This is a genomic window from Bifidobacterium sp. LH_743, from assembly GCF_056355775.1.
Window position 1 is genome coordinate 85755 of the sequence record NZ_JBKESZ010000007.1, and the last position, 23308, is coordinate 109062.

Consider the following 23308-nt stretch of genomic DNA (forward strand, 5'->3'; position numbering starts at 1 on the left):
CGGCACGTGGCAAAACGAATCGGCCCTGCGATACTCTTCCACCCATGATATATGGAGACGCATACCCACAGTCCCCGCAAAGAAGATGACGACGTGCGGCACGATTCCGGCCGCGATGTCGGAGGATTCCGGCAAGACGGCGACAGGTTAGGATGGGAGTCATGATGGATTTGGATGATCTCGACGATGTGACACTGGTTGTGGGGGCACCCCGTAGCGGCAAGACCCGATACGCGCTCGACACGCTGATCGCCGCGATGCGCAGATACGGCGGAGAACGGGCCGTGATGACGGTGTCCGGCAGGCAGGTGGCCGACGTGCTGGGCGACGCCGTGATCCGTGAGCTGTCCGCGGTGTCGCAGGCCCGTCCGGTCACTACATTGCCGGCCGTCGCGTTCCGCATGATAACCGCCGTGCGCTCGCGTGCGGGACAGCCGTTGCCGAAACTGCTCAACGGCGCCGAGCAGGATGTGATCATCCGCCGTGTGCTCGCTGCGCATACCGGGCACGTGGAGCGCGGCGACGAATGCGACACCTGCGCGCTGCTGCGCACCTACTTCGCGGTGGCCGACTGGTCCGGCATGATCGCCGACGATTCCACCGACGCCTTCGCGAACCAGTTCAGAGACATGCTTGCCCGCATGAACGAGATCGGCGCGGAACCGGAACTCGAGGACGAGCTGATAGCCCGTGCCGCCAGCAGGGGAGAAGCAGCCGACGCGCATCGGGAACGGCTGCGCGTGCAATGGCGGCTCGCCTTCGCGCTGCGCGGCGAATACGACCAGGCCGTCAGGGACGCCTATCCGGACCAGTTCCGTCTCGACGCTTCACGACTCATGATCGACGCGGCCACGGCCGTGAGCGAGGCGGAGGAGGAAGACCTGCCAAAGCTCGTCATCGTCGATGATTTCCAGGACGCCACGCTCGCGGGCTTCGATTTCCTGTCGGCGCTGCATGGCCGTGGCGTGCGCCTGCTGCTCGTCGGCAATCCCGACGAGGCGGTGCAAACGTTCCGCGGATCATACCCGGAATACCTGTTCAACGCGGCCCGAACCCGATTGGGGGCGCGTCTGGTGCGCCTCGAACCGGACCATGCCGTCGACGGCACCGATCTCGGCGCGGTGGCGAGCCGTGTGAGCCTCACCATCGCCAGCGCGGAGGAAACGGACGACGCGCTGCCGAAACGTCCCGGCAAAATGCCTCCGATCGAACCACCCAAGGAACGCGACGGAAGCCTGAACGCCGCGATGTACCGTTCCACGGTCGAAGAACTCAACGACGTGACGTGGCGGATCAAAACCGAACATCTCGAACATGGCCGCGACTGGAACGACATGGCCGTCATCGCCCACGACAACGCCACCGTGCGCGCATTCGGCGAACGACTGCGTTCCGACGGCGTGCCGGTGCGCTATTCGAGTGTGACGCGGCCGCTCAAGGACGAGCCGTTCGTACAGGGACTGTTCGCCATGATCGAACTGGCCGAATTGAAACGGCGGGGCGTCGCCGCTTCGTCCATGGGCATGCGTGAGGCCGGCGCGTACATCCGCTCCCGCGTGCGGCTGATCATGGATTCGCCGTTGATCGCCACCGCCGGAGAACGTCCGGCACGTCTGTCCGTCGTGGAGTCGGCCATGAACGCTCTCGGATCGTTGGCCGCCGTGCTGGATGGCGGCTCCGACGCTTCAGACGACGGTTCGGAGACCGATGCCGTATCGTCCGTATCATCCGTGACGTCCGACAAGGCGCTGCTTCCACGGCTGGTCTCCGATTGGAGCGATTACGTCGCCGGTTTCCGCACGGCGCGCGAATCGGCTCGGAACGCCGAACCGACCATGTCGTCGGTCATGACCGACGACAGTCTGATCGCGGGCGATGGCGCGGGTGATGGGAAGGACGACGACACGGCCGAACCTCCCTTCGGCGTGGACGCGCTCTACATCCTGCTGCTGGAAGGGAACACGGCCCTCGTGCTCGACGCGATCGCCTCGGTATTGGGAAAGAAGGACCCGCAGTCCGTCGCCTTCGCGCATCTGTGGAAGGTGTTGGACGACACCATGACGTCGCAGGCGCGTCTGACGTCCCGCGAACCGCAGTACATGTTCGATTGCGTCTGGCGGGCGTTCGGCAAAGCCACGACGTGGCAGAGGATGGCGCTGCGCAACAACGCTGAAGGCCGCGCCGCCAATGACCGGCTCGACGCGGCGATGCGCCTGTTCAGCTACGCGTCCGGCGGCGAGTCCGACGGCATGATGGCCGCGCACACCATCGGCGCATTCATCGAACAGGTCCGTTCGCTCACCATCGAAGCCGATTCCCTCGCCCACACCGCGCCGATCGACCAGGCCGTGACATTGACCACGCCGGCGGGCGCGGCCGGACGGCATTGGAAACTGGTGTTCATGCCGGCCGTGCAGCAGGGCCAATGGCCAAACCTCACCCCACGCAACACCCTGTTCGGCGGTGAGGAGCTTGCCGACGTCATGCTGCACGGCGGACTTTCCGAAGACATCGTCACATCGTCCGGCCGTGAGGACGCGCAGTTCGCGTCGGTGCTCGCCTCGGAACAGAAGAGCTTCCTCGTGGCGCTGACCCGCGCCGACGAGCGTGTGCAGGTGAGTGCCGTCCTGAACGACGACCATGTGCCGTCCGACTTCCTGTACGGCTATCTGCCGGAATGGTTCGACCGCGACCGTGATGCTGATCCGGAGAAGCGCGTGTACGCGATGGTCGGCGGAACCGGCGATTACGCGGGACTCGAGACGGACCCGCGTGGCCTGGTCGCCGCCGCACGCGGCGCACTGGCATCCGCACCGGCCGGTTCGGACCAGGCTCGTGACGCGGCTGAAGCCTTGGCATTGCTGGCTTCACACGGTGTGGCCGCGGCCGACCCCGACCGCTGGCAGTTCGTTTCCGGCACGACCGTGCGATCGGAGCGGCCGGAAGAAACCTCCACGGAAAACCGGCAGTCCGATGTGGTCACCCTCTCGCCGTCCGCAGTGGACAGCCTGTGGGCCTGCCCGGTGTGCTGGATGCTGGAGAACCGCTTCGCAGGCCCCCGCATGGGCAGCGCGGCCACCGGATTCGGCTCGATCATCCATGCGGTCGCCCAGAAAGCCACCGAAGCCGGACTCGACCTGCCATCGAACCACACCGGAACGAGCGACGAGGACAACATCGAAAGCATCACCCAATGGATGCTCCGGCAATACGAGGGCATGCGCGCCGACCCCGACGCTATCGCCGACCCCGAGGAACGGTACAAGGCGCTCGGCAAGGACGCGAAGGCAGCCGACGCGCTACGCAACATCGCCACATACTTCGTCAGATCGAACCACATGGAATACCCGGTCAAAAACAACGAGACCATCACCGTCGGCACGCTGGAACGCGCCGAAGCGGAAAAGCAGTTCGCCGCACGGTTCGGATTCGACGACATCCTCGCCGCATACAACGCCATCGACGGCATCAGCCCGATCAGCCGCGGCGAACTCATCGCCATCATGGGAACGCTCGTCGGCGGATGGCCGGAAACCGGCATGAGCGAACGGCTCACCGTGCGCCTGTCCGGACGCATCGACCGACTCGAACACCGCCGTACCGCCGACGGCAAGGAGCAGGTGCGTCTGATCGACTACAAAACCGGGCAGACGCCGAACGGGCGCAACATCTTCAGCGACCTGCAGCTCGTCTGCTACCAGCTGGGCCTCGCCTTCCCGGAAAACGGCGGCGATCGCGGCGCACAGGCGGTCGCGGCCATGCCCGACATCACGCAAAGCGCGCTGTTCCACGTCATGGGCCACACATCGCCGGCGCCATACGGCGACTACGACGAGACATATCACCAGCAGGCGCTGTTCTCCGACGGAAGCATCAACGCCGGCGACTACGTGCCCCGCAAATACGCGAAAACACTCGACAAGGTCTTCATATCGGCTCTTGACGAAGCCGAACGGCCGGAACAGGTGAGCGAGGAGCATTGGAAGCAGCTGCTCGACTTGCGTCCGACCATGGCGGTGTGGTCGCTGTCCATGATCGCCCGCGTCTTCTACGCGGCCGCGGCCAGCCGCGCGACCCGCATCACCGCGCGACCCACCCCGGAACACGTCGGATACTGCCGGTGCAAGGACGTCTGCCCGGCCTGCCAGGGAGAACAGAACACCATATTCGAAAGGACCGTGGCATGAGCGGGAACATGCGGACGAACAAAAGCGCCGCGATGGCGGCCAAACCGAAGATCACCGACAGTCCGGAACAGGCCGCCGTCATCCAAGCCCCATCCTACGAGGACGTCGTCGTCGTGGCGGGCGCCGGCTCCGGCAAAACCTACACCATGACCCGGCGCATCATCACCCTCATCGGACAAGGCGTCAGCCCGGAAAAAATCCTGGGACTGACCTTCACTCGCAAAGCCGCCTCGGAACTGCTGTCGCGAGTCTCCGCGGCCGTGGCACGCAACCAGACGGAACAAGGCGGGCGCGACGGCCATAGCGTCGCGCGCGCGGCCTTCCTCAAGCCGGAAGTCTCCACATACGACGCGTTCTTCCAATCCATCGTGCGCCAATACGGACTGCTCGTCGGCTTCGACCAGAACACCCAGCCATTGAGCGAGGCGGGCGCGATGCAGCTCATCCACACCGTGCTCGACAAGCACATGGACCAGATCGCGTCCTTCAACGACGACGGCGACGGATTGGGCTCGTTCAGCACCATCGCAAGGAACGTGTACGCCCTGTCCAACGCCATCTCCGGCGCCATGATCGGCGGCGACTGCTCCAGCTTCGACGAGGCCGTGGCACGCGTGCGCGAATGGGACGAGGCGTTCGTGGCGCAGGTCGCCAAAGCGCTGGAAGACGAGGACGTGCCCACCGACGCACCGAAACCCGGCAAAGCGCCGAAACAGCGGAAGAAGGAATCCGACGCCGATTTCGAGGAACGCAAACGCGCGTATCGCGCCCAATGCCACCAACTATGCGTCCACAACGCCTCCCGATTGGCCGACGTGGCACGCGAACGCGACCTCCTGCTCGACCTCGTGGCCGACTACAACGCCGAAAAACACGCGCTCAACATGGCGGAATTCAGCGATTTCACCATCGCTGCATTCCAACTCGTCACCCGATTCCCCTCCATCGGCGCCACCTACCGCAAACGCTACACGCACGTGCTGCTCGACGAATACCAGGACACCTCCACCACACAGGCCGCCCTGCTGACCGCCCTGTTCCACGTGGACGACGCGCGCCGCAGCGCCATCAACGCCGTCGGCGACCCATTCCAATCGATCTACGCATGGCGAGGCGCCAGTCCGGGCGCGTTCCGCATGCTGCAACACGACCTCGGCCACGACGCAGCCGACAGACCATACGCGCTCACCGTCACCCGACGCAACTCGCGCATGGTGCTCGAAGCGGCCAACAACCTGACCAAACCACTGCGACTGCCCGCGAAACGCGCCGGCAGCTCGCTCATGCGCGAAGTGGACGTCCCCGCGCTCGCCAACACCGACACCGCCCCCGAAGGAACGCTCGGCGCGCTCGGATACGCCACACTCGGCCAGGAAATCGACGCCATAGTGCGCTTCGCCAAACACGCGATCGCCCTGCACACCCCAAGCGCGGACGACACAGCCGGTGGCAGGAAGGACAATCGCCCGCACGTGGTGATCCTGTTCAGATCCAAAGCGCAGATGCCCGCCTACGAGGACGCGCTCGAACAGGCCGGACTCACCACACTCGTCGTCGGACAGGCGGCACTGCTGGAACGGCCGGAAATCAAAGACATCATCGCACTGCTGCACGTGGTGTGCGACCACACCGACAGCGGCGCGCTCATGCGGCTGCTTGCCACGCCACGGTTCGCTCTCGGAGCTGACGACCTGCAGGCGCTCGCCGGCATCGCGGAACGACTCAACACCACGCAGCGCTACCGCGCACTCGTCGCGGCCGGCATCGTGGAGGAGAAGGCGGAACCGTCCGACGCGGACATTCGCGCCACCGTGCGCGCCTACCGAGACCAAGTTCCCAACGCCGTGTTCCTGATCGACGTGCTGCTGCGCGGCGACCTGCCGAAACTGATCGACGGCACGCTGAGCGAAACGGGCGCGGCCAGCGTGCTCCGCGCCGCCGACGTCATCCGACAGGTGCAACGCGCCGTCGGCCATCCGCTGCCCGAAGTGGTGCGCGCGGCCATCACCGCGCTCGACCTAGACATCGACCTGCTGCTTGCGGAGCGGATGCGGCATCCGCACGGCGAAGCCGACGAAAACGACGCCGTCAACGGACGGGATGCGTCACTCGCAACATCCCCGCTCGACGCGATGCTGTCCCTGGTGGACACGTATCTGCAGGAAATCGCCGCCCAAGGCGCGCCAAGCCTCCGCGCGTTCATGTCATGGGTGGATTCGCTGCGCGACGCGTCCGACGACAACGCCACCGCCCCCGACACCCCAGTCGACGTGATGCTTATGACCGTGCACCAATCAAAAGGACTGGAATGGGACGCCGTGGCCGTGGTCGGCATGCGCGACGGCGTCTTCCCTTCCGAACAAGGCGACCGTCTGAACGTGACGATGGACGAGGACCATCCAGGCGGCATGAAGGACGGCGTGTGGGAACCGCCGGAATACCATGAGAAAGCCCACACATGGCTGGAGGACCCATCCGCGGTCCCGGTACCGGTGCGTGCCGACGCGGACATCCTGCCACGCTTCCCGCACGACGCGACCGTCGGCGGCGACCCGCTGGAGGCGCTCGCCGGATTGGACGATGCGGAACTCATCGACGACGAGGTGTTCGGCACTCTGCGGACCATGCCCATCGACGACATGGAAGGGGTGGACCCGTCGCAACTGTATCTGACGCAGCGGGAGGAGTACGGGCGCCGATTGCACGCCGACGAACGCCGTCTGGCCTATGTGGCGTTGACCCGCGCGCGTTACGAGGCGCTGCTCACCTACAGCGGCTGCAACGAGACGAGCCGCGATTCCCGTCTGGTGGAGGGGAAGAGGAAGAGCGAGCCGTCGAACTTCTGGCAGGAAGTGCGCGATTCGATGAACGGCATCGTTTCGGCTGCGCGTGAACCGGAGAATCTGGCCGATTCGCCGATACCGTCCGACGGGCTTGGATGCGTCGACGGCTGCGATTCGGACGTCTCCCTGCATACGCTCGGCTGCGAATTGCCCGAAGGATATTTCGTGGGCGAGCATGCCCGCGATTTCGAGGACGCCGTGGTCGGCGACGCATGGAACGCGCCGCTCGAACCGGTGTCCGACGACCGCACCCTGCCATGGCCATGCGGCCTGACGGCGGACATCGCCGGCGGATTGCGCTCCGCCGCGGAACAGGTTCGCGAAGTTGAGCACGCCTCCGTAGAACCGTCCAAAACCGTCCAATCGCAATCGGGAAATTCCCTGCTGGACTGCGCCAAACGACTTGTCGCCGACGAAAACCTCATGCCGGAAATCGTGACGGCTGACGCCCGAGACGACGAAGCCGCTGCGCAGGATGTCTTCGACTTGGCCGTCCGTGCCAAAGGCGAGCGGATCCTCGCGGTAGGACGCCAGAACGTCACCTCACTGCAAGCGCGCGCCGGCACCATGAGCGAACGCGACGCGCGCGCATACTGGCGTGGCCTGGTGCGTCCGATCCCGCACGTCGCCTCTCCTGCGGCGCAACTCGGCACGCGATTCCACGCGTGGGCGGAACGCTTCATCATGGCCGACGCGGCGGCAGACGGCATCGAAGAGGGAACCGTGCGGTCGCGTGCGGACCTGATAGCCGGAATCGGCATGCCGCTGTCGATTCCGGGCCAATCGCAAGACCAATCGCAGGATAAGACGCGTGATCGGGACGACGCACGGCTCGCCGACTGGCAGCGCCGGCTCGTCGAATCGAAATGGGCGGAACGGCGGCCCGCGTGGGCGGAACGTCAGCTCGTCGTCAGCATGCCGGAACTCGGCACCATCGTCAACGGCAAACTCGACGCCGTGTTCTTCGGCGGTCTCGATAAAACCGATGCCACGAAACGTTACACCGTGGTCGATTGGAAGACCGGCGCGAAACCACGCAAGCCGGAGGACGTCAAGGAGAAGCTCGCGCAGCTCGATCTGTACCGGCTGCTGCTCGCCGCGATGGAACACGTGCCGTTGGACGCCATCGACGCGTGTCTCTACTACCTGAGCGAGCCGAATGAGGCCGACCGGCAGCTCGATGCCTCGGACAAGACACGGGACGAGATCATCGGCGAATTGCGCAACGGCATTCCGGAACAATCCGACGACGATTGACGACGGCGCTATCTGCACGTCCCGATAGTATCGGGGAAGCCTGTTCGAACCGGTTCTCACAACGTTCGCAGGCCGTACAACAGAATCCTTGCCGAGTAGAGCTACGGAATTCCGCATACACTTGCAACGATGCCGCCGCGCCGACATGCGCGGCAGACTGGCCCCGGGGAAAACGCGCCGCGGGCCGCGTTGCGGGAATGCCGCTACCCTCGCGCAGCACGTGTGGGCGGGCGCACGTGCCGGACGCAACACAATGAAGGAGCAAGTGCATCATGGCTGCGACCAGCGCAACCAATCACGCCGGCCAAACCACCGACGTCAACCCGAACACCATCATCTACCGTCCCATCACATGGAAGGATGTGGACGCCGTGGTCGACCTGTTCGACCGCACCTGGCCCCAGGACGGGGCACTTGGAGGCACGAGGTTCTCGCTGCTGATATCCAGATACTTCGTGCTGCACTATCTGCAGCCGACCACGTTCGCCAACGCCGCATTCACGCAGGATGGCACGCTCGCCGGCGTCACCTTCATCCGCGTGGCAGGCGAACGCCCGCAGCTCGACGAAATCGACGTCGCCGACGAGATGGACGCCACCGAACGCCTGATCCGCACGAATCCCGAGGCATCCAAGCGTCTCGACATGGTGAAGAACTCGTTCGCGCTGGAACTTGATCTTGAACGCGGAAGCAAGGCCAACGAGACCACGCTGGGCGAGCTGGAGCTGTTCGTCGTCAACCCGGACGTGCGCGGGCACGGCGTGGGCGGCGGCCTGTGGAAGCGCATGCAGCAATACCTGGCCGCATGGGACGTGGACGCGTTCTACCTGCATACCGATTCCGACTGCGACGTGAGCTTCTACGACCACAAAGGCCTGGAACGCATCGCGGAACGCCCGGCCGGCACGCCGATCGAGGACGGCAAGGAGCCGTTGTTCGACGACATGTTCATCTACCGGGGGCGGGTGGACGCCTAATGGCCGCCGATAACGGACCTTCCAACACAACGATTTCCAGCATGACGGGTTCCAACGGCAAGAACGCGCCCTCCGGCAAACAGCGTTCGCCGTACGCGGTGCTGTTCTCCATCCCCGGAGCAAAGGCATTCTGCGCGTCTGGAGCATTGGCGCGCCTGCCGATGTCGATGATGGGCCTGGGCATCATCCTCGCTCTGAACCACCTGTACGACAATTGGACGATCGCCGGCACCATGAGCGCCGCCTACGTGCTCGCCACCGCGGCCGTCACCCCGATGTACGCGCGACTGTTCGACCGTTTCGGCCAACGCAAGGTCGGCAAGGCCGTGCTCGCCGTGCAGATCGTCGCCATGCTCGGCTTCGCATTCGCCGCGCTGGTGCGCGTGCCCATCCCACTGCTGTTCCTGCTCGCCATCATCATGGGCCTGACCCAGTTCGCCTTCGGGGCGTTGGTGCGTACCCGCTGGGCGTATGTGCTCGACCGCACCGGTAACAACGACATGCTCGGCACCGCCTATGCGCTCGAATCCGCCATCGACGAGATCGTGTTCATCTTCGGGCCGATCCTCGCCGCGTTCCTCGCCGCATCCGTGCATCCCGTCTCGCAGCTGTTCGTACCGACGGCAGCCAGCGCCATCGGCGGCACGATCTTCTTCGCCCTGCGAGATACGCAACCACCCGTGGTTCGGGCCATCGAAGTTGACGCCGCCAGCGCCGAAGACAAGGACGTGCGCGCCGCCAACGTGCCGGGCCGCGCCGACGCGAATGCCACCAGACTGAGCCTCAAACAGCTGAAGGGGAGCGGCGAAACAGGCAAACGCAACGTGCTCACCTATACCGGCGTGATCCCGCTGCTGCTCGTCTTCATCGTCTTCAACATGAGCTTCACCGCGTTCGACACCTCCATGACCGCCGTGATGAAATCGCTGCACCTCGACTCCGTGCTCGGTGTGCAGCTCGCCATGCTGGCGGTCGGCTCATGCATCGGCGCGCTCGCATTCGGTTCACGCGAACTCAAAGGCTCGCGCTGGCTGCACATGGTGATGTTCCTATCCGCCATGACCATCGGATTCGTGGTCATCCACGCCTGCATGGGCAACCTGATCATCATGGGCCTGGTGGAGATCCTGACCGGTCTGACCATTTCGCCGGTGTTCGCCTCCGGCAATCTGGTGATGAAAGAGACGGTACCCGAGGAATCGCTCACCGAAGGCCTGTCATGGGTGTCCACCGCCGGCACTGTGGGCTCGTCCTTCGGCTCCATGATCACCGGCATTGTGCTCGACCACGCCACACCGAGCGTCAGCCTCATGATGCCATGGATCTTCGTGCTGTGCTCGATTCCATTCGCATTGCTCGGCTGGGCGCTGGTGCGCCGCCGCGGCTAGACGATCCGCATGCCTTGCCTGGCCCGTCCGACTCGGCGGGCCGGCTTGGCGCAGTGCGTCGAAGCGTCTCTTTAGATTCATAGATGGAACACGTTATGACACGGGCGAACAGCCCGAAGCATTAAGGAGCTGCAATGATCAAGGTTTCCGTAGTCGGCGCCAAGGGCCGCATGGGCTCGCACGTGGTCGACGCCGTCAACGGCGCGTCCGACACCGAACTCGCCCTCGCACTCGACGCGGGTGACGACCTCACGCAAATCACCCCCGAAAACACCGACGTCGTCGTGGAATTCACTGTGCCGAGCGTATCGCTGGGCAACGTGCTCACCCTTGTCAAGCAGGGCGTCGATGTGGTGGTGGGCACCACCGGCTGGACCGATGAGAAGCTCGACCAGGTGCGTGCCGTGCTCGCCGAAGCCCCGCGTGAAGGCCAGAGCGTCTTCATCGCCCCGAATTTCGCCATCTCCGCGGTGCTCGCCGACCATTTCGCGAAGGTCGCGGCGCCGTATTTCGAATCCGCCGAAGTCATTGAACTGCACCACCCGACCAAGGTGGACGCTCCCTCCGGCACCGCCTTCCACACCGCGCAGGGCATCGCCGAAGCGCGCAAGGCCGCGGGGCTTGGTCCGGTTCCGGACGCCACCGAAACCGATGGCGGCTCACGTGGCCAGGTGGTGGACGGCATCCACGTGCACGCCGTGCGCCTGCGCGGACTCAACGCACATGAGGAGGTGCTGTTCGGCAATTCCGGCGAGCAGCTGACCATCCGCGCCGACAGCTTCGACCGCATCTCCTTCATGCCGGGCGTGCTGCTGGCCGTGCGCAAGGTCTCCACCGGCTCCTATCCGGGGCTGACCGTCGGCCTCGACCACTTCCTCGACCTGTAAACCTCCGTAAATTTCCGAGGCGGGCTTTCGTCCGCCGTACCTTTCGTACCGCCGGAACGACCGTGGCACTTCCGGCGGCACGGAAGATCATTTGACAAGACGTGCGATTGCGGCTCCGACCTCAGCCAGCTTCTCGTCGGCGACTTTGCCGCCCTCCGCCGAGGCCTTGGCCACGCAATGATGCAGATGGTCGTCGAGCAGCAGTAGCGCCACGGATTTCAGCGCGCTGTCCGCGGCGGAGATCTGGGTCAGAATATCGATGCAGTATTCGCCGTTCTCCGTCATCTGCCGGATGCCTCGTATCTGGCCTTCGATGCGATTCAGGCGTGCGACGATCTTCCTTTGGTCGTCCGCGTATCCATGTTCTGTGGCGTTCATGCCGTTCTCCTCGCTGCGCTGAACATTTCGCTTTATGGACAAACATAGCCTACTTTCCTTGCCGATATACCCTGGTGGGGTATATTGTGGTGGTATTCGTTGAGGCCGGGAAACAATCATGGAATGTGGAGGCCGGTGAGACATGCCTATCGCAATCGTATTCGTCGTGGCGCTGTTGGTCACGGCGGGAGTGCTGTGGTTCTTCTTCGCGCCGCGCAAGGCGTATCGGGCGCAGGTGCGCGACGGCGTGCAGGAGGCCGTCGTCGAAGTGAAGGGTGGATACAGTCCGTCCGTCATTGAGGCGGAGGCCGGCATGCCGCTGCGGCTCGTGTTCGACCGCAAGGAGGACGGCGAATGCTCGTCGCATGTCGTATTCTCCGATTTCGGCACAGACCTCGCGCTTCCCGCCTTCCGCACGACCACGCTGACGCTTCACCCCGACAAGGCGGGCGATTATCCCTTCGCCTGCGGCATGAACATGCTGCACGGCACGTTGCGCATCCTGCCGGGTCGTCATGCCGGTGCTGACGATGCCTCGACATCCGATTCCGCCGATTCCTCCGATTCGGACGCAATCACGGCTGACGGGGGAGCCGTATCGTCCGATTCCTTGGAAACAGACAGCCGGGCTTCCTGGGAAAACGTTCAAATGTCCGATTCCGGGGAAACGGAAATTCGCTCCCTTGTCGCGCGTCTCGTTGTGGCCGTCATCTGCACGATTCCGGTATTCGGCTCCACCATGCTCATGCTGTATCCGATGCCGGCCTGGGTGCAATTCCTGCTGATGCTGCCGATCGTCGGCTATGCCGCGCTGCCGATTTTCCGCAGTGGCTTCGCGGCGATCATCCATCGCGCGCCGGAAATGAACGCGCTGGTCAGCTTGGGCGCGATCGCGGCGTTCGCCTATTCCTGCGTGGTCGCCTTCGCTCCGCAGATTCTGCCCGTCAACGCGCGGGAACCATATTTCGAGGCGGTCGGCGTGGTCATCACACTTATGCTCGTCGGCCAGCTGCTCGAAGCCCGCGCCCGCAAAGGCACCGGAGAGGCCATGCGCGCGCTGGCCGGACTCCGGCCGACCACAGCCCGCGTGGTGCGTGACGGCAAGGAAACCGACATCGCCATCGACGACGTGCGTGTCGGAGACGTCGTCGTCATTCGTCCCGGCGAGAAGCTGCCGGTCGACGGCATCGTTGTTTCCGGAAATTCCAACGTGGACGAATCGATGATCACGGGCGAATCCATGCCGGTCGCCAAAACCGTGGGAAGCGACGTCACCGGCGCCACCATCAACGGTGGCGGATCGCTGCGATACCGCGCCACGAAAGTCGGCAAGGACACGGTGCTGTCGCAGATCATCGGCATGGTCCGCGCCGCGCAAAGCTCCAAAGCCCCCGTGCAACGTCTTGCAGACCGGATTTCCGGCGTGTTCGTGCCAGTCGTCGTACTTGTGGCCGTCTGGTCGTGCGCCCTGTGGTACGTGTTCGGCCCCGAGCCTCGCGTCACGCACGCGCTGGTGGCCGCGGTATCGGTGCTGCTGATCGCCTGTCCGTGCGCGCTGGGTCTTGCCACCCCGCTGTCGGTGATGGTCTCCACCGGCTGCGCCGCGCGGATGGGGGTGCTTGTCCGCTCGGCCGAAGCATTGGAGACATGCGGAAAGATCAATGCCGTGGTGCTCGACAAGACCGGCACGATCACCGCCGGAAAACCCACACTCACCGACGTGCTGCCGTTCGGCGCGTGGCGGCGCACACAGGACGATTTGTTGACGATCGTAGCCGCCGCCGAACGCGATTCCGAACATCCGCTTGCCGCCGCGATCGTCGCCGCCGTCGACAAATCGTCCGCGGGGAACGCTGGAGCCACGGGCATCGCCGAAACCACCGATTTCCAAGCGATCGCCGGCCGCGGCATCACCGCGAACGTCACTTTCCGCGGACTGCGGCATGCCGTCGCGGTCGGCAACACCGACCTGATCGACGACCTCGACATCGGCATGCCATCCGTTACGTCCGACGATCCGGAAGCGGCGCATGACGCGGACCTCGACGCGATCATCGCCGACATGGACCATCTGTCCTCCCAAGGCAAGACGCCGATGCTGGTGGCCATCGACGGCCACTTGGCCGGCATCGTGGCCGTGGCCGACGAGCCGAAAACCGATTCGCGCCAAGCCATCGAACTGCTCGAAAAGCGCGGCATCGCAGTCGTCATGCTCACCGGAGACAACGAAACCACCGCACGCGCCATCGCAAGCCGGGTCGGCATCGACGAAAGCCGGGTGATCGCCGGCGTGAGGCCGGAACGCAAGGCGGATGAAATCGCAAAACTGCAATCGCGAGGATACACGGTGGCGATGGTTGGCGACGGCGTCAACGACGCGCCCGCGCTCGCCCGCGCCGATGTGGGATTCGCCATCGGCACCGGCACCGACGTGGCGGTCCAATCCGCCGACGTGACGCTGATGGGCGGCTCCCTTATGGGCCTCGTGCACGCACTCGACCTGGCGCATGCCACCATGCGCAACATCGCGCAGAATCTTGGTTTCGCGCTCGGCTACAACAGCATCGGCATCGCGGTCGCGGCCGGTGTCCTGTACCCGTTCACCGGCATGTTGCTGAATCCTATGATCGCGGGCGCTGCGATGGCGTTCTCGTCACTGTGTGTGGTGACGAACGCGAGCCGGCTGCGGCTGTTCGATCCGGACGCCGCAGCCGCGAAGAGCAAGACGTATCGGGTCCGCAAACCGGATTCGAGCGATAATCGAACCAGTAAACAGAAAGGAACCATCATGGGACTGTTCAGCGATCACAAGGCCAAGAAGGAAGCCGGCTGCTGCGGCCACGGCGGATGCCATGGCATGGAACATGGCGGCATGTCCGCAGGTGAGGGCGATTCCGCGGCGAACGTCGTCAAGGATCCGGTCTGCGGTATGAGCGTCAATCCGGCCACCGCCGCGGCGACCCGCGAATACAACGGCGTCACCTACTATTTCTGCAACCCCGGTTGCGCCGACAAATTCGCCCAGAATCCGCAGGCCTACGTCGGCTGAGCCTTCGCCGCGCGTGGTCGGACGGTAGTCGGTATATTTCCGATTGACTGACTGGCCGCGCGCGTTTTCCGTATCTTCGTTTGTCCTTATCCACTATCCGCGGTCAATGAAGTATTTTCGCGGATGAATCTTCCCATGAGCTTTCTGATGCCTCTTCCATAATGTGGTTCTCTCATGCGCCATGGAGCCGAAAGCGTCCGCAGAGGGAAGTACCGTTAGCCGTATGACAAGCCCTAAGACTGACGGTACTATGCATCTTCTCGACCCCGCTCCGTTCGGACGTATCCTTCCGGCCATGGTCACCCCGATGAGGGCCGATGGCTCCGTTGATTTCGAAGCCGCGCAAAAACTGGCCAAGCAGCTTGTGGCCGATGGCGCCGATGGCCTCGTGGTCAATGGCACCACGGGCGAATCGCCGACCACCCATATGGAGGAGAAGGTCGAGCTGGTCCAGGCCGTCAAGGAGGTCGTGGACGTGCCCGTCATCTCCGGCGCGGGCTCCAACGACACCGCGCATACCGTGCGCATGGTGGAGCAGACCCAGGAGGCGGGCGCCGACGCGGTGCTCGTGGTCGCGCCATATTATTCCCGTCCGTCGCAGGAAGGCGTGTTCCGTCATTACAAGGCGGTCAACGATTCCGCGGACAAGCCGATTATCGTTTACGATGTGCCGGGCCGCACTGGTCTGCACATCCAGTTGGAGACCTACTGCCGTCTGGCTGATCTTGATCACGTCAAGGCCGTCAAGGACGCCACCGGGGACATCGCCGGAGCGGTGCGCAAGCGTATGGAGACCGGTCTCACCTGGTATTCGGGCGATGACGGCCTGTTCCTGCCGTTCCTGTCCGTCGGCGCTGTCGGCATCATCTCCGTGATCGCGCACGCCGCAGCAGGCCCGATGCGCGATCTGGCGGCAGCGTTCGACCGCGGCGACATCCACGAGGCACAGCGTATCGCCGTGCGTTTGGCTCCGCTCGTCGAAGCGATGAACGGCAACGGCTTCCAGGCTGTGATGGCCAAGGCCGCGCTCAAGGTGCGTGGCGTTCTCGATTCCACCGAAATGCGCCTGCCGAACGTTGGTCCGGGCGAGGCTGAGATCGCGCGCGCCGAGAACGGCATGCGCGCCGCGGGACTGCTGTGAATCACGAATAGGGGCAAGCACCACTGAAATTCCTCGTCTCCGCACAGGCGGAGGCAATTAGCAACAGAAATCCAACTAGGAAATGGCAACAGAAGAAACCAAAACCACAACAACACACAGGCGCGGCAGCAAGGCTGCCAAGCGCACCGAAACCGCAGCCAAGGCAACCAAGGCCGGAAAGGCTGTGAAGTCCGAGAAGACCGTCTCCAAGAAGACGAAGTCCTCCACACGCGGCCGTGGCAACGGCGGATCGCAGCGCAATGGCGGATCACGCGGTCGCGGCAACGGCTCGAACCGCCGTCCATCGCGTCCCGCGCCGCAGTCCACTGCTCCCCAGCAGGACGAGGTCCTCATCGCCCCGCCGAAGTACCGCAAGGGTTCCATGCGCATCGTGCCGCTGGGCGGTCTGGGCGAGATCGGCCGCAACATGAATGTGATCGAATACAACGGCCACATCCTGCTCATCGACTGCGGTGTGCTCTTCCCGGAAGAGGAGCAGCCGGGCGTGGATCTCATCCTGCCTGACTTCCATTACATCAAGGACCGTCTCGACAGGGTCGAGGCGCTTGTGCTCACCCACGGCCATGAGGATCATATCGGCGGTGTGCCGTACCTGCTCAAGCTCCGTCCGGACATCCCTCTGATTGGCTCCAAGCTCACCCTCGCCTTCGTCGAGGCCAAGTGCAAGGAACACCGCATCAACCCGACGCTCGTCGAGGTCAAGGGACGCGACAAGCTCAAGGTCGGACCGTTCAACCTGGAATTCGTGAACGTCACGCACTCCATTCCGGACGCTCTCGCCGTATACGTGCAGACCCCGGCCGGCTCGCTCATCGATACCGGCGACATCAAGCTCGACCAGCTGCCGCTCGACCACCGCATCACCGATCTGGTGGAATTCGGCAAACTTGGCGAAAAGGGCGTGGACCTGCTGATGATGGACTCCACCAACGCCGAGGTTCCGGGCTTCGTCAAGCCGGAGACCTCCATCGGCCCGGCACTCGACCAGGCGTTCGCGCAGGCTACCCGCAAGATCATCGTGGCCAGCTTCTCCAGCCATGTGCACCGCGTGCAGCAGGTCGTGGACGCCGCTCACAAGTACGGCCGCAAGGTCGTGTTCGTCGGCCGTTCCATGGTCCGCAACATGTCCATCGCCGCCGATCTGGGCTATCTGCGCCTGCCGGAGGACACCGTCATCGACCTGAAGCAGGCCCACGACGTGCAGGACGACAAGCTCGTCTACATGTGCACCGGATCCCAGGGCGAGCCGATGGCCGCGCTCGGCCGCATCGCCGACGGCAACCACCGCGACATCACCATCAACGAGTTCGACACGGTCATCCTGGCCAGCTCGCTGATCCCAGGCAACGAGCATGGCGTCTACAAGGTCATCAACAAGCTCGTGCAGCTCGGCGCCCGTGTGGTCAACCGTGACAACGCCGCCGTGCACGTCTCCGGCCACTGCAACGAAGGCGAGCTGCTGTACATGTACAACATCGTCAAGCCGAAGTGCGCCATGCCTATCCACGGCGAGAACCGCCACCTGGTGGCCAACGGCATGATCGCCGTCAAAACCGGCGTCGATCCGCAGAACGTCGTTCTGGCGGAGGATGGCGATGTGGTCGATCTGTATCATGGACAGGCCGCGGTCGTCGGCTCCGTGCCGTGCGGCTATGTGTACGTCGATGGCGATTCCGTCGGCGAGCTGACCGACGAGGAGCTTGAGAAGCGCCGCATCCTCGGCACCGAGGGCTTCGTGTCCAGCTTCGTGGTCGTCGACACCGAGACCGCGGACGTCATCTCCGGACCGAAGATCTATCTCAACGCGGTCGCGGAGGACGAAAGCGAGTTCGACAAGGTCCGTCACCAGATCGTCGAGCAGCTGCAGGACGCGATGATGCAAGGCACCCACGACACCTACAAGCTGCAGCAGATCATGCGCCGCACGCTCGGCAGCTGGGTGGCGCGCCAACTGCACCGCAAGCCCATGATCGTCCCCGTCGTGGCCGACATCGCGCGGGACGTGGACGATGCGATGAACCTGAACGCATCGAAGTAACCTGTAAACCATACGCAAATCGGAAGGCGACGTGACCGGCACAATCGGTCGCGCCGCCTTCTGTTACCAGAAAAAGAAGGAGTGACATGCCAGGAGCAAACCTCACCCGTATCGAAGCCGAGGAACGTAAAAGCATCATCTCGGCGCCCATCCATTACACGGTCAAACTCGACCTGACCCGTGGAGCCAAGGACTTCGGCTCCGAAACCACCATCACCTTCGATGCAAAGCCGGGCAGCAGCAGCTTCCTCGACCTCATCGCCGACACCGTGAGCGAAATCACCCTCAACGGCGAAACCCTCGACCCGGCACAGGCGTTCGCGGACAGCCGCATCGAGCTGAAGAACCTCAAGGAACACAACGAGGTCACCGTCAAGGCGCTGTGCCAGTACTCCAACACCGGCGAAGGCCTGCATCGCAGCGTCGACCCGTCCGACGGCAACGTCTACCTGTACACCCAGTTCGAAGTGCCGGACGCTCGCCGCGTCTACGCCGTGTTCGACCAGCCTGATCTCAAGGCCGTGTTCGACTTCTCCGTGCTTGCGGCCAAGTCCTGGATCGTCACCTCCAACATGCCGACCGCATCCGTCACGGACACCGAAACCGTCACCGAGGAAGGCACGCTCGGCAGCCACGAGGCCGAAACCACCAAACTGTGGGTGTTCGAACCGACCCCGACCATGAGCTCCTACCTCACCGCCATCTGCGCCGGCCCGTACGCCGAATGGCACACCGAATACGCCAATGAGGACGGCCGTACCGTGCCGATGGCCATGTACTGCCGTCAGGCGCTCGCCAATGCCTTCGAAAAGGACGTCGACTACCTGTTCGACATCACCAAGAAGGGTTTCGCCTTCTATGCCAAGACGTGGGGCGTGCCCTACCCGTACGCCAAGTACGACCAGATCTACGTGCCGGAATACAACGCCGGCGCCATGGAGAACATCGGCATGGTCACCATCCGCGACCAGTACGTGTTCGAATCCAAGGTCACCGACGCCTATGCGGAACGCCGCGTCGTCACCGTGCTGCACGAGCTCGCCCACATGTGGTTCGGCGACTACGTGACCATGAAGTGGTGGAACGACCTGTGGCTCAACGAATCCTTCGCCGAATTCACCTCCACCATGGCCACTGCCGAGGCGACCGAATGGAAGGACGCCTGGGCCACCTTCAGCTCCGGTGAGAAGAGCTGGGCGCTGCGCCAGGACCAGCTGAGCACCACCCACCCGATCGTCGCCCCGATCAACGACCTCAACGACACCTATGTCAACTTCGACGGCATCACCTACGCCAAGGGCGCCTCCGTGCTGAAGCAGCTCGTCTACTACGTCGGCCGCGACCGCTTCTTCAAGGGCATCAACAACTACCTCAACAAGCACGCCTACTCCAACGCCACCCTCGCCGACCTGCTTACCGAACTGGAACTCACCTCCGGCCGCGACCTCAAGGCCTGGAGCGCCCAATGGCTCGAACAGTCCGGCATCAACACCATCACCACGGAAGTGGAGACCAACGAGGATGGCACCATCAAGCGTCTCGCCCTCCGCCAGACCGCACCGGCCGAACATCCGGTCCTGCGCGCCCACCGCCTCGCCGTCGGCTTCTACAACGAGGACCCGGAAACCGGCAAGATCGTGCGCACCGATCAATTCGAACTTGACGTGGACGGTGAGCTGACGGTCGTCGACGCGGCCGCGGGCAAAACCCGTCCGTCGCTGATTCTCGTGAACGACGACGATTTGACCTATACGAAGCTTCGTTTCGACGACAAGAGCCTCGCCTTCGCCCTTGACAACCTGTACCGCTTCGACGACGCGCTCGCACGCTCCGTGATTTGGCTCGCCCTGTGGGACATGACCCGTGACGGCGAACTGCCGGCACGCCGGTTCATCGACACCTCGCTGGCCGCGCTCGCCACTGAACATGAATCCACCACCTTCCGTTACGCGTTGGCCCAGGTCAGCACCACCGCATGGCATTACACGGCACCGGCCGATCGCGCCGAGATCGTGAAGCATGTGGCCGCCGAACTGTTCAAGCTGGCCGGCGCGGCCAAGGCCGGCTCTGACGAGCAGTTCCAGCTCGTCACCGCCTATTTGGGTTACGGCGAGCCGGGCGACGAGGAGTTCGAGGCCAATGCGAAGGGTCTACTCGATGGCTCCGTGGCATTCGAAGGCCTTGACATCGACAACAACTTCCGTTGGACCATCATCAACGCGCTGAGCACCATCAACGCGATCGACCAGGCCGGAATCGACGCCGAACTGGCCAAGCGTGAAACCACCGAGAACCGTGAGTTCGCCTACGGTGCGCGCGCTGTGGCCGGCACCGCCGAAGCGAAGGAATGGGCGTGGAATGAGGCTCTGCACGATGACGATCTGACCAACATGCAGCTGGAAGCCGTGGCCCGTGGCTTCGCGGCCACGCCGCGTGCCGACCTGGCCGAACCGTATGCCGAGAAGTACTTTGAGGCGGCCGATTGGATCTGGGAGCATAAGACCTTCCACATGGCCGAGGCGCTGCTCGAGGGCCTGTATCCGAGCTATGCCGATCCGGCGAAGCTCGTCGAGCTCGGCGATGCCTGGCTCGCGTCCCATGAGGATGCCGACAACGCCCTGAAGCGTATCGTGCGCGGCAACGTCGAGTCGTCGCACCGCACGCTGAAGGTGCGCGACTTCAACGTCGCGCTCTGACGGTTCCATATCGTCATATCGTCGGAATCCGCCGTCGGCATCGCGCGTGAAGGCGCATACCACGGTTGTATGACCATGTGCCTGATCGTTGGCTTCGGCCAGCGGTCAGGCACATGTCATATCAGTTCCGTTCGAGGGAATGCATCCCCATGCTAATGCCGTGCGTATTGCCCGGCGAAATGTGAAGTATGTGCGATTGCGCCGTGGCCTGCCGTTTTCGGCGGCACAGGTGAGTACGATAGGTCACGGAAATATCGTTTGCAGATAGCGAGGGTTTGAGACTCATGCCACGTATGTTCGGAACCGACGGCGTTCGAGGATTGGCGAATAGGGATTTGACGGCACAGCTGGCGCTCGATTTGGGCGATGCCGCGGTGCGCGTGCTGGGTGATGACGAGAGAAGCGAATTCGAAAGCCGCCGTCGCGCCTTGGTCGGGCGTGACACGCGAGTTTCCGGCGATTTCCTCGCCTCCGCACTGGCCGCCGGCATGTCCGCGGGTGGCTTCGACGTGATCGATGCCGGCATCATCCCGACTCCTGGTGTCGCGTATCTGACGTCCGTGCTTAACGTCGAAATGGGCGCTGTGATTTCCGCATCCCATAATCCGATGCCCGACAACGGCATCAAGTTCTTCGCGCGTGGCGGCTTCAAGCTGCCCGACGCCAAGGAGGACGAGATCGAGGCGGTGCTCGGCCAGGATTGGGATCGTCCTACCGGCGCCGGTGTCGGCCGTGTCAGCCATGACACCGCCACCGCGACCAACCTGTACATCGACCATCTGGTCTCCGCCATCGCGCCGATCGGTCCGGACAAGTCCCAGCCGACCCCGCTGAAAGGTCTGAAGATCGTGGCCGATTGCGCGAACGGCGCCACCTCCGTGGTTGCGCCTGAAGCGCTGCGCCGTGCGGGCGCCGACGTCACCGTCATCAACGCGTCTCCGGATGGATACAACATCAACAAGAACGCCGGATCCACGCATCCCGAGCAGCTGCAGGCCATGGTCAAGGCCTCCGGCGCCGTCATGGGTGTGGCTTTCGATGGTGACGCCGACCGTTGCCTCGCCGTGGACGAGGACGGCAACATGGTCAACGGCGATCAGATCATGGGCATTCTGGCGCGCGCCAAGAAGAACGCGGGCAAGCTCAACCACGACACTCTCGTCGTGACGGTGATGAGCAATCTTGGCCTGAAGCTCGCACTGCGTTCCATGGGCATCAAGACCGTGCAGACCAACGTGGGCGACCGTTACGTGCTTGAGGAGATGCTGCGTGGCGATTACTCGCTCGGCGGCGAACAGTCCGGTCACGTGATCAACCGCGAGTTCGCCACCACCGGTGACGGTACCCTGACCGCGCTGACTTTGTGCAACGAGGTCGTGAAGTCCGGCAAGAGCCTCAAGGAGCTCGCCGCCGACTTCCCGCAGCTGCCGCAGACGCTCATCAACGTTCCGAACGTGGACAAGATGGCTGCCAAGACCAACGCCAAGGTGCAGGCCGCCGTGGAGCGTGAGGAGAAGCTGCTGGGAGACACCGGCCGCGTGCTGCTGCGCCCGTCCGGCACCGAGCCGCTCGTCCGCGTCATGGCCGAAGCCGAAACCCAGCAGCAGGCCGACGAAGTGTGCGATCGACTCGCCAAGGTCGTCGCCGACGAACTCGCCCTGTGAGCGCCCTGTAACCCCCTGACCGTCCCGTAATCCCCATAAAGGAGACCTTCCATATGTTCGGACGTAATTCGAAGGTGGATCTCGAGCTCAATCGCGAGGTCGAGAAACTCATCAAAATCGGCGGCAAGGAGAAGATCCTGCCGATCGTGCAGGCGGGTGAGCCGGTGCTGCGGCAGCAGACCGTCGCCTATGACGGTCAGCTGAGCCGCAAGACGCTTGACAAGCTCATCGATGCCATGCGCGTCACCATGCTTGATGCGCCGGGCGTGGGCCTTGCCGCCACCCAGATCGGTCTCGGTCTGGCGCTGGCCGTCGTGGAGGACCATGTGCGTGACGATGATGAAGGCGATCCGCGCGAGGCCGCGGAATTCCCCTTCCATGTCATCATCAACCCAAGCTATGAGCCGATTGGCACCGAAACCCGAAGCTTCTACGAAGGATGTCTGAGCTTCGACGGTTACCAGGCCGTACGCAAACGTTGGCTTGACATCACAGCCCGCTGGCAGGATGAGGACGGCAACCGGCATGAGGAGCATCTGCACGGATGGCCGGCACGCATCTTCCAGCATGAGACCGACCATTTAAGCGGCGAGCTGTATATCGACCAGGCCGAAATCCGAAGCCTGACCACCAATGAGAATCTCGAGGATTTCTGGTGCGATGATCCGGTGCCGACCGAAGCCGCAGCGGAGCTCGGCTTCGAACTGTGACCGCATGGCCGTGACCGCATAGACGGCCGCGGCAGACACGACGAAAACAGGGAAACGTAAGGGGCGTCTCTC

12 protein-coding genes are annotated in these 23308 nt (G+C 63.7%); 11 read left to right on the forward strand and 1 reads right to left on the reverse strand.

Features of this window, described 5'->3' with window-relative positions:
- Nucleotides 1-161 precede the first annotated feature (161 nt).
- The 5 genes from AC1ATL_RS08590 to dapB all read left to right on the forward strand — a co-directional run bounded on the left by AC1ATL_RS08590 (nt 162) and on the right by dapB (nt 11539).
- On the forward strand, nt 162-4187 hold the full coding sequence (locus AC1ATL_RS08590) for a PD-(D/E)XK nuclease family protein (protein ID WP_476569905.1): 4026 nt from the start codon (nt 162-164) through the stop codon (nt 4185-4187).
- 32 nt (nt 4188-4219) lie between these two features.
- Nucleotides 4220-8287 carry an ATP-dependent DNA helicase gene (locus tag AC1ATL_RS08595; RefSeq protein WP_476569919.1) on the forward strand — a complete coding sequence of 1356 codons (4068 nt, stop codon included), beginning with the start codon at nt 4220-4222 and terminating at the stop codon, nt 8285-8287.
- Between the two features lie 272 nt (nt 8288-8559).
- The gene (locus AC1ATL_RS08600; protein ID WP_476569906.1) at nt 8560-9264 is read left to right on the forward strand and encodes a GNAT family N-acetyltransferase; all 705 of its coding nucleotides are present in this window, start codon (nt 8560-8562) and stop codon (nt 9262-9264) included.
- A 41-nt stretch (nt 9265-9305) separates the two neighbouring features.
- Nucleotides 9306-10652 carry an MFS transporter gene (locus tag AC1ATL_RS08605; protein ID WP_476569907.1) on the forward strand — a complete coding sequence of 449 codons (1347 nt, stop codon included), beginning with the start codon at nt 9306-9308 and terminating at the stop codon, nt 10650-10652.
- A gap of 134 nt (nt 10653-10786) precedes the next feature.
- Nucleotides 10787-11539, forward strand: a complete 753-nt coding sequence (gene dapB, locus AC1ATL_RS08610) for a 4-hydroxy-tetrahydrodipicolinate reductase (protein ID WP_476569908.1) — start codon at nt 10787-10789, stop codon at nt 11537-11539.
- A gap of 87 nt (nt 11540-11626) precedes the next feature.
- Here the strand turns inward: dapB and AC1ATL_RS08615 are convergent, their stop codons facing one another.
- Nucleotides 11627-11917 carry a metal-sensitive transcriptional regulator gene (locus AC1ATL_RS08615; protein WP_432624157.1) on the reverse strand — a complete coding sequence of 97 codons (291 nt, stop codon included), beginning with the start codon at nt 11915-11917 and terminating at the stop codon, nt 11627-11629.
- A gap of 142 nt (nt 11918-12059) precedes the next feature.
- On the opposite strand from AC1ATL_RS08615, the gene AC1ATL_RS08620 reads away from it, so the two are divergent.
- The 6 genes from AC1ATL_RS08620 to AC1ATL_RS08645 all read left to right on the forward strand — a co-directional run bounded on the left by AC1ATL_RS08620 (nt 12060) and on the right by AC1ATL_RS08645 (nt 23236).
- Nucleotides 12060-14966, forward strand: a complete 2907-nt coding sequence (locus AC1ATL_RS08620; protein WP_476569909.1) for a heavy metal translocating P-type ATPase — start codon at nt 12060-12062, stop codon at nt 14964-14966.
- A 250-nt stretch (nt 14967-15216) separates the two neighbouring features.
- Nucleotides 15217-16107 (forward strand): 4-hydroxy-tetrahydrodipicolinate synthase, encoded by an 891-nt coding sequence (gene dapA, locus AC1ATL_RS08625; RefSeq protein WP_432624168.1) that lies wholly within the window; start codon nt 15217-15219, stop codon nt 16105-16107.
- Nucleotides 16108-16189: 82 nt separating this feature from the next.
- On the forward strand, nt 16190-18166 hold the full coding sequence (locus AC1ATL_RS08630; RefSeq protein WP_476569910.1) for a ribonuclease J: 1977 nt from the start codon (nt 16190-16192) through the stop codon (nt 18164-18166).
- An 86-nt stretch (nt 18167-18252) separates the two neighbouring features.
- The gene (gene pepN, locus AC1ATL_RS08635; RefSeq protein ID WP_476569911.1) at nt 18253-20862 is read left to right on the forward strand and encodes an aminopeptidase N; all 2610 of its coding nucleotides are present in this window, start codon (nt 18253-18255) and stop codon (nt 20860-20862) included.
- A 284-nt stretch (nt 20863-21146) separates the two neighbouring features.
- On the forward strand, nt 21147-22526 hold the full coding sequence (gene glmM, locus AC1ATL_RS08640) for a phosphoglucosamine mutase (RefSeq protein WP_432624161.1): 1380 nt from the start codon (nt 21147-21149) through the stop codon (nt 22524-22526).
- Nucleotides 22527-22579: 53 nt separating this feature from the next.
- On the forward strand, nt 22580-23236 hold the full coding sequence (locus AC1ATL_RS08645) for a peptide deformylase (protein WP_476569912.1): 657 nt from the start codon (nt 22580-22582) through the stop codon (nt 23234-23236).
- Nucleotides 23237-23308: the final 72 nt, after the last annotated feature.

Coding starts and splice junctions, on each gene's coding strand:
- AC1ATL_RS08590 (WP_476569905.1), top strand. CDS start 162: ATGATGGATTTGGATGATCTCGACGATGTGACACTGGTTGTGGGGGCA.
- AC1ATL_RS08595 (WP_476569919.1), top strand. CDS start 4,220: ATGGCGGCCAAACCGAAGATCACCGACAGTCCGGAACAGGCCGCCGTC.
- AC1ATL_RS08600 (WP_476569906.1), top strand. CDS start 8,560: ATGGCTGCGACCAGCGCAACCAATCACGCCGGCCAAACCACCGACGTC.
- AC1ATL_RS08605 (WP_476569907.1), top strand. CDS start 9,306: ATGACGGGTTCCAACGGCAAGAACGCGCCCTCCGGCAAACAGCGTTCG.
- dapB (WP_476569908.1), top strand. CDS start 10,787: ATGATCAAGGTTTCCGTAGTCGGCGCCAAGGGCCGCATGGGCTCGCAC.
- AC1ATL_RS08615 (WP_432624157.1), bottom strand. CDS start 11,917: ATGAACGCCACAGAACATGGATACGCGGACGACCAAAGGAAGATCGTC.
- AC1ATL_RS08620 (WP_476569909.1), top strand. CDS start 12,060: ATGCCTATCGCAATCGTATTCGTCGTGGCGCTGTTGGTCACGGCGGGA.
- dapA (WP_432624168.1), top strand. CDS start 15,217: ATGCATCTTCTCGACCCCGCTCCGTTCGGACGTATCCTTCCGGCCATG.
- AC1ATL_RS08630 (WP_476569910.1), top strand. CDS start 16,190: ATGGCAACAGAAGAAACCAAAACCACAACAACACACAGGCGCGGCAGC.
- pepN (WP_476569911.1), top strand. CDS start 18,253: ATGCCAGGAGCAAACCTCACCCGTATCGAAGCCGAGGAACGTAAAAGC.
- glmM (WP_432624161.1), top strand. CDS start 21,147: ATGCCACGTATGTTCGGAACCGACGGCGTTCGAGGATTGGCGAATAGG.
- AC1ATL_RS08645 (WP_476569912.1), top strand. CDS start 22,580: ATGTTCGGACGTAATTCGAAGGTGGATCTCGAGCTCAATCGCGAGGTC.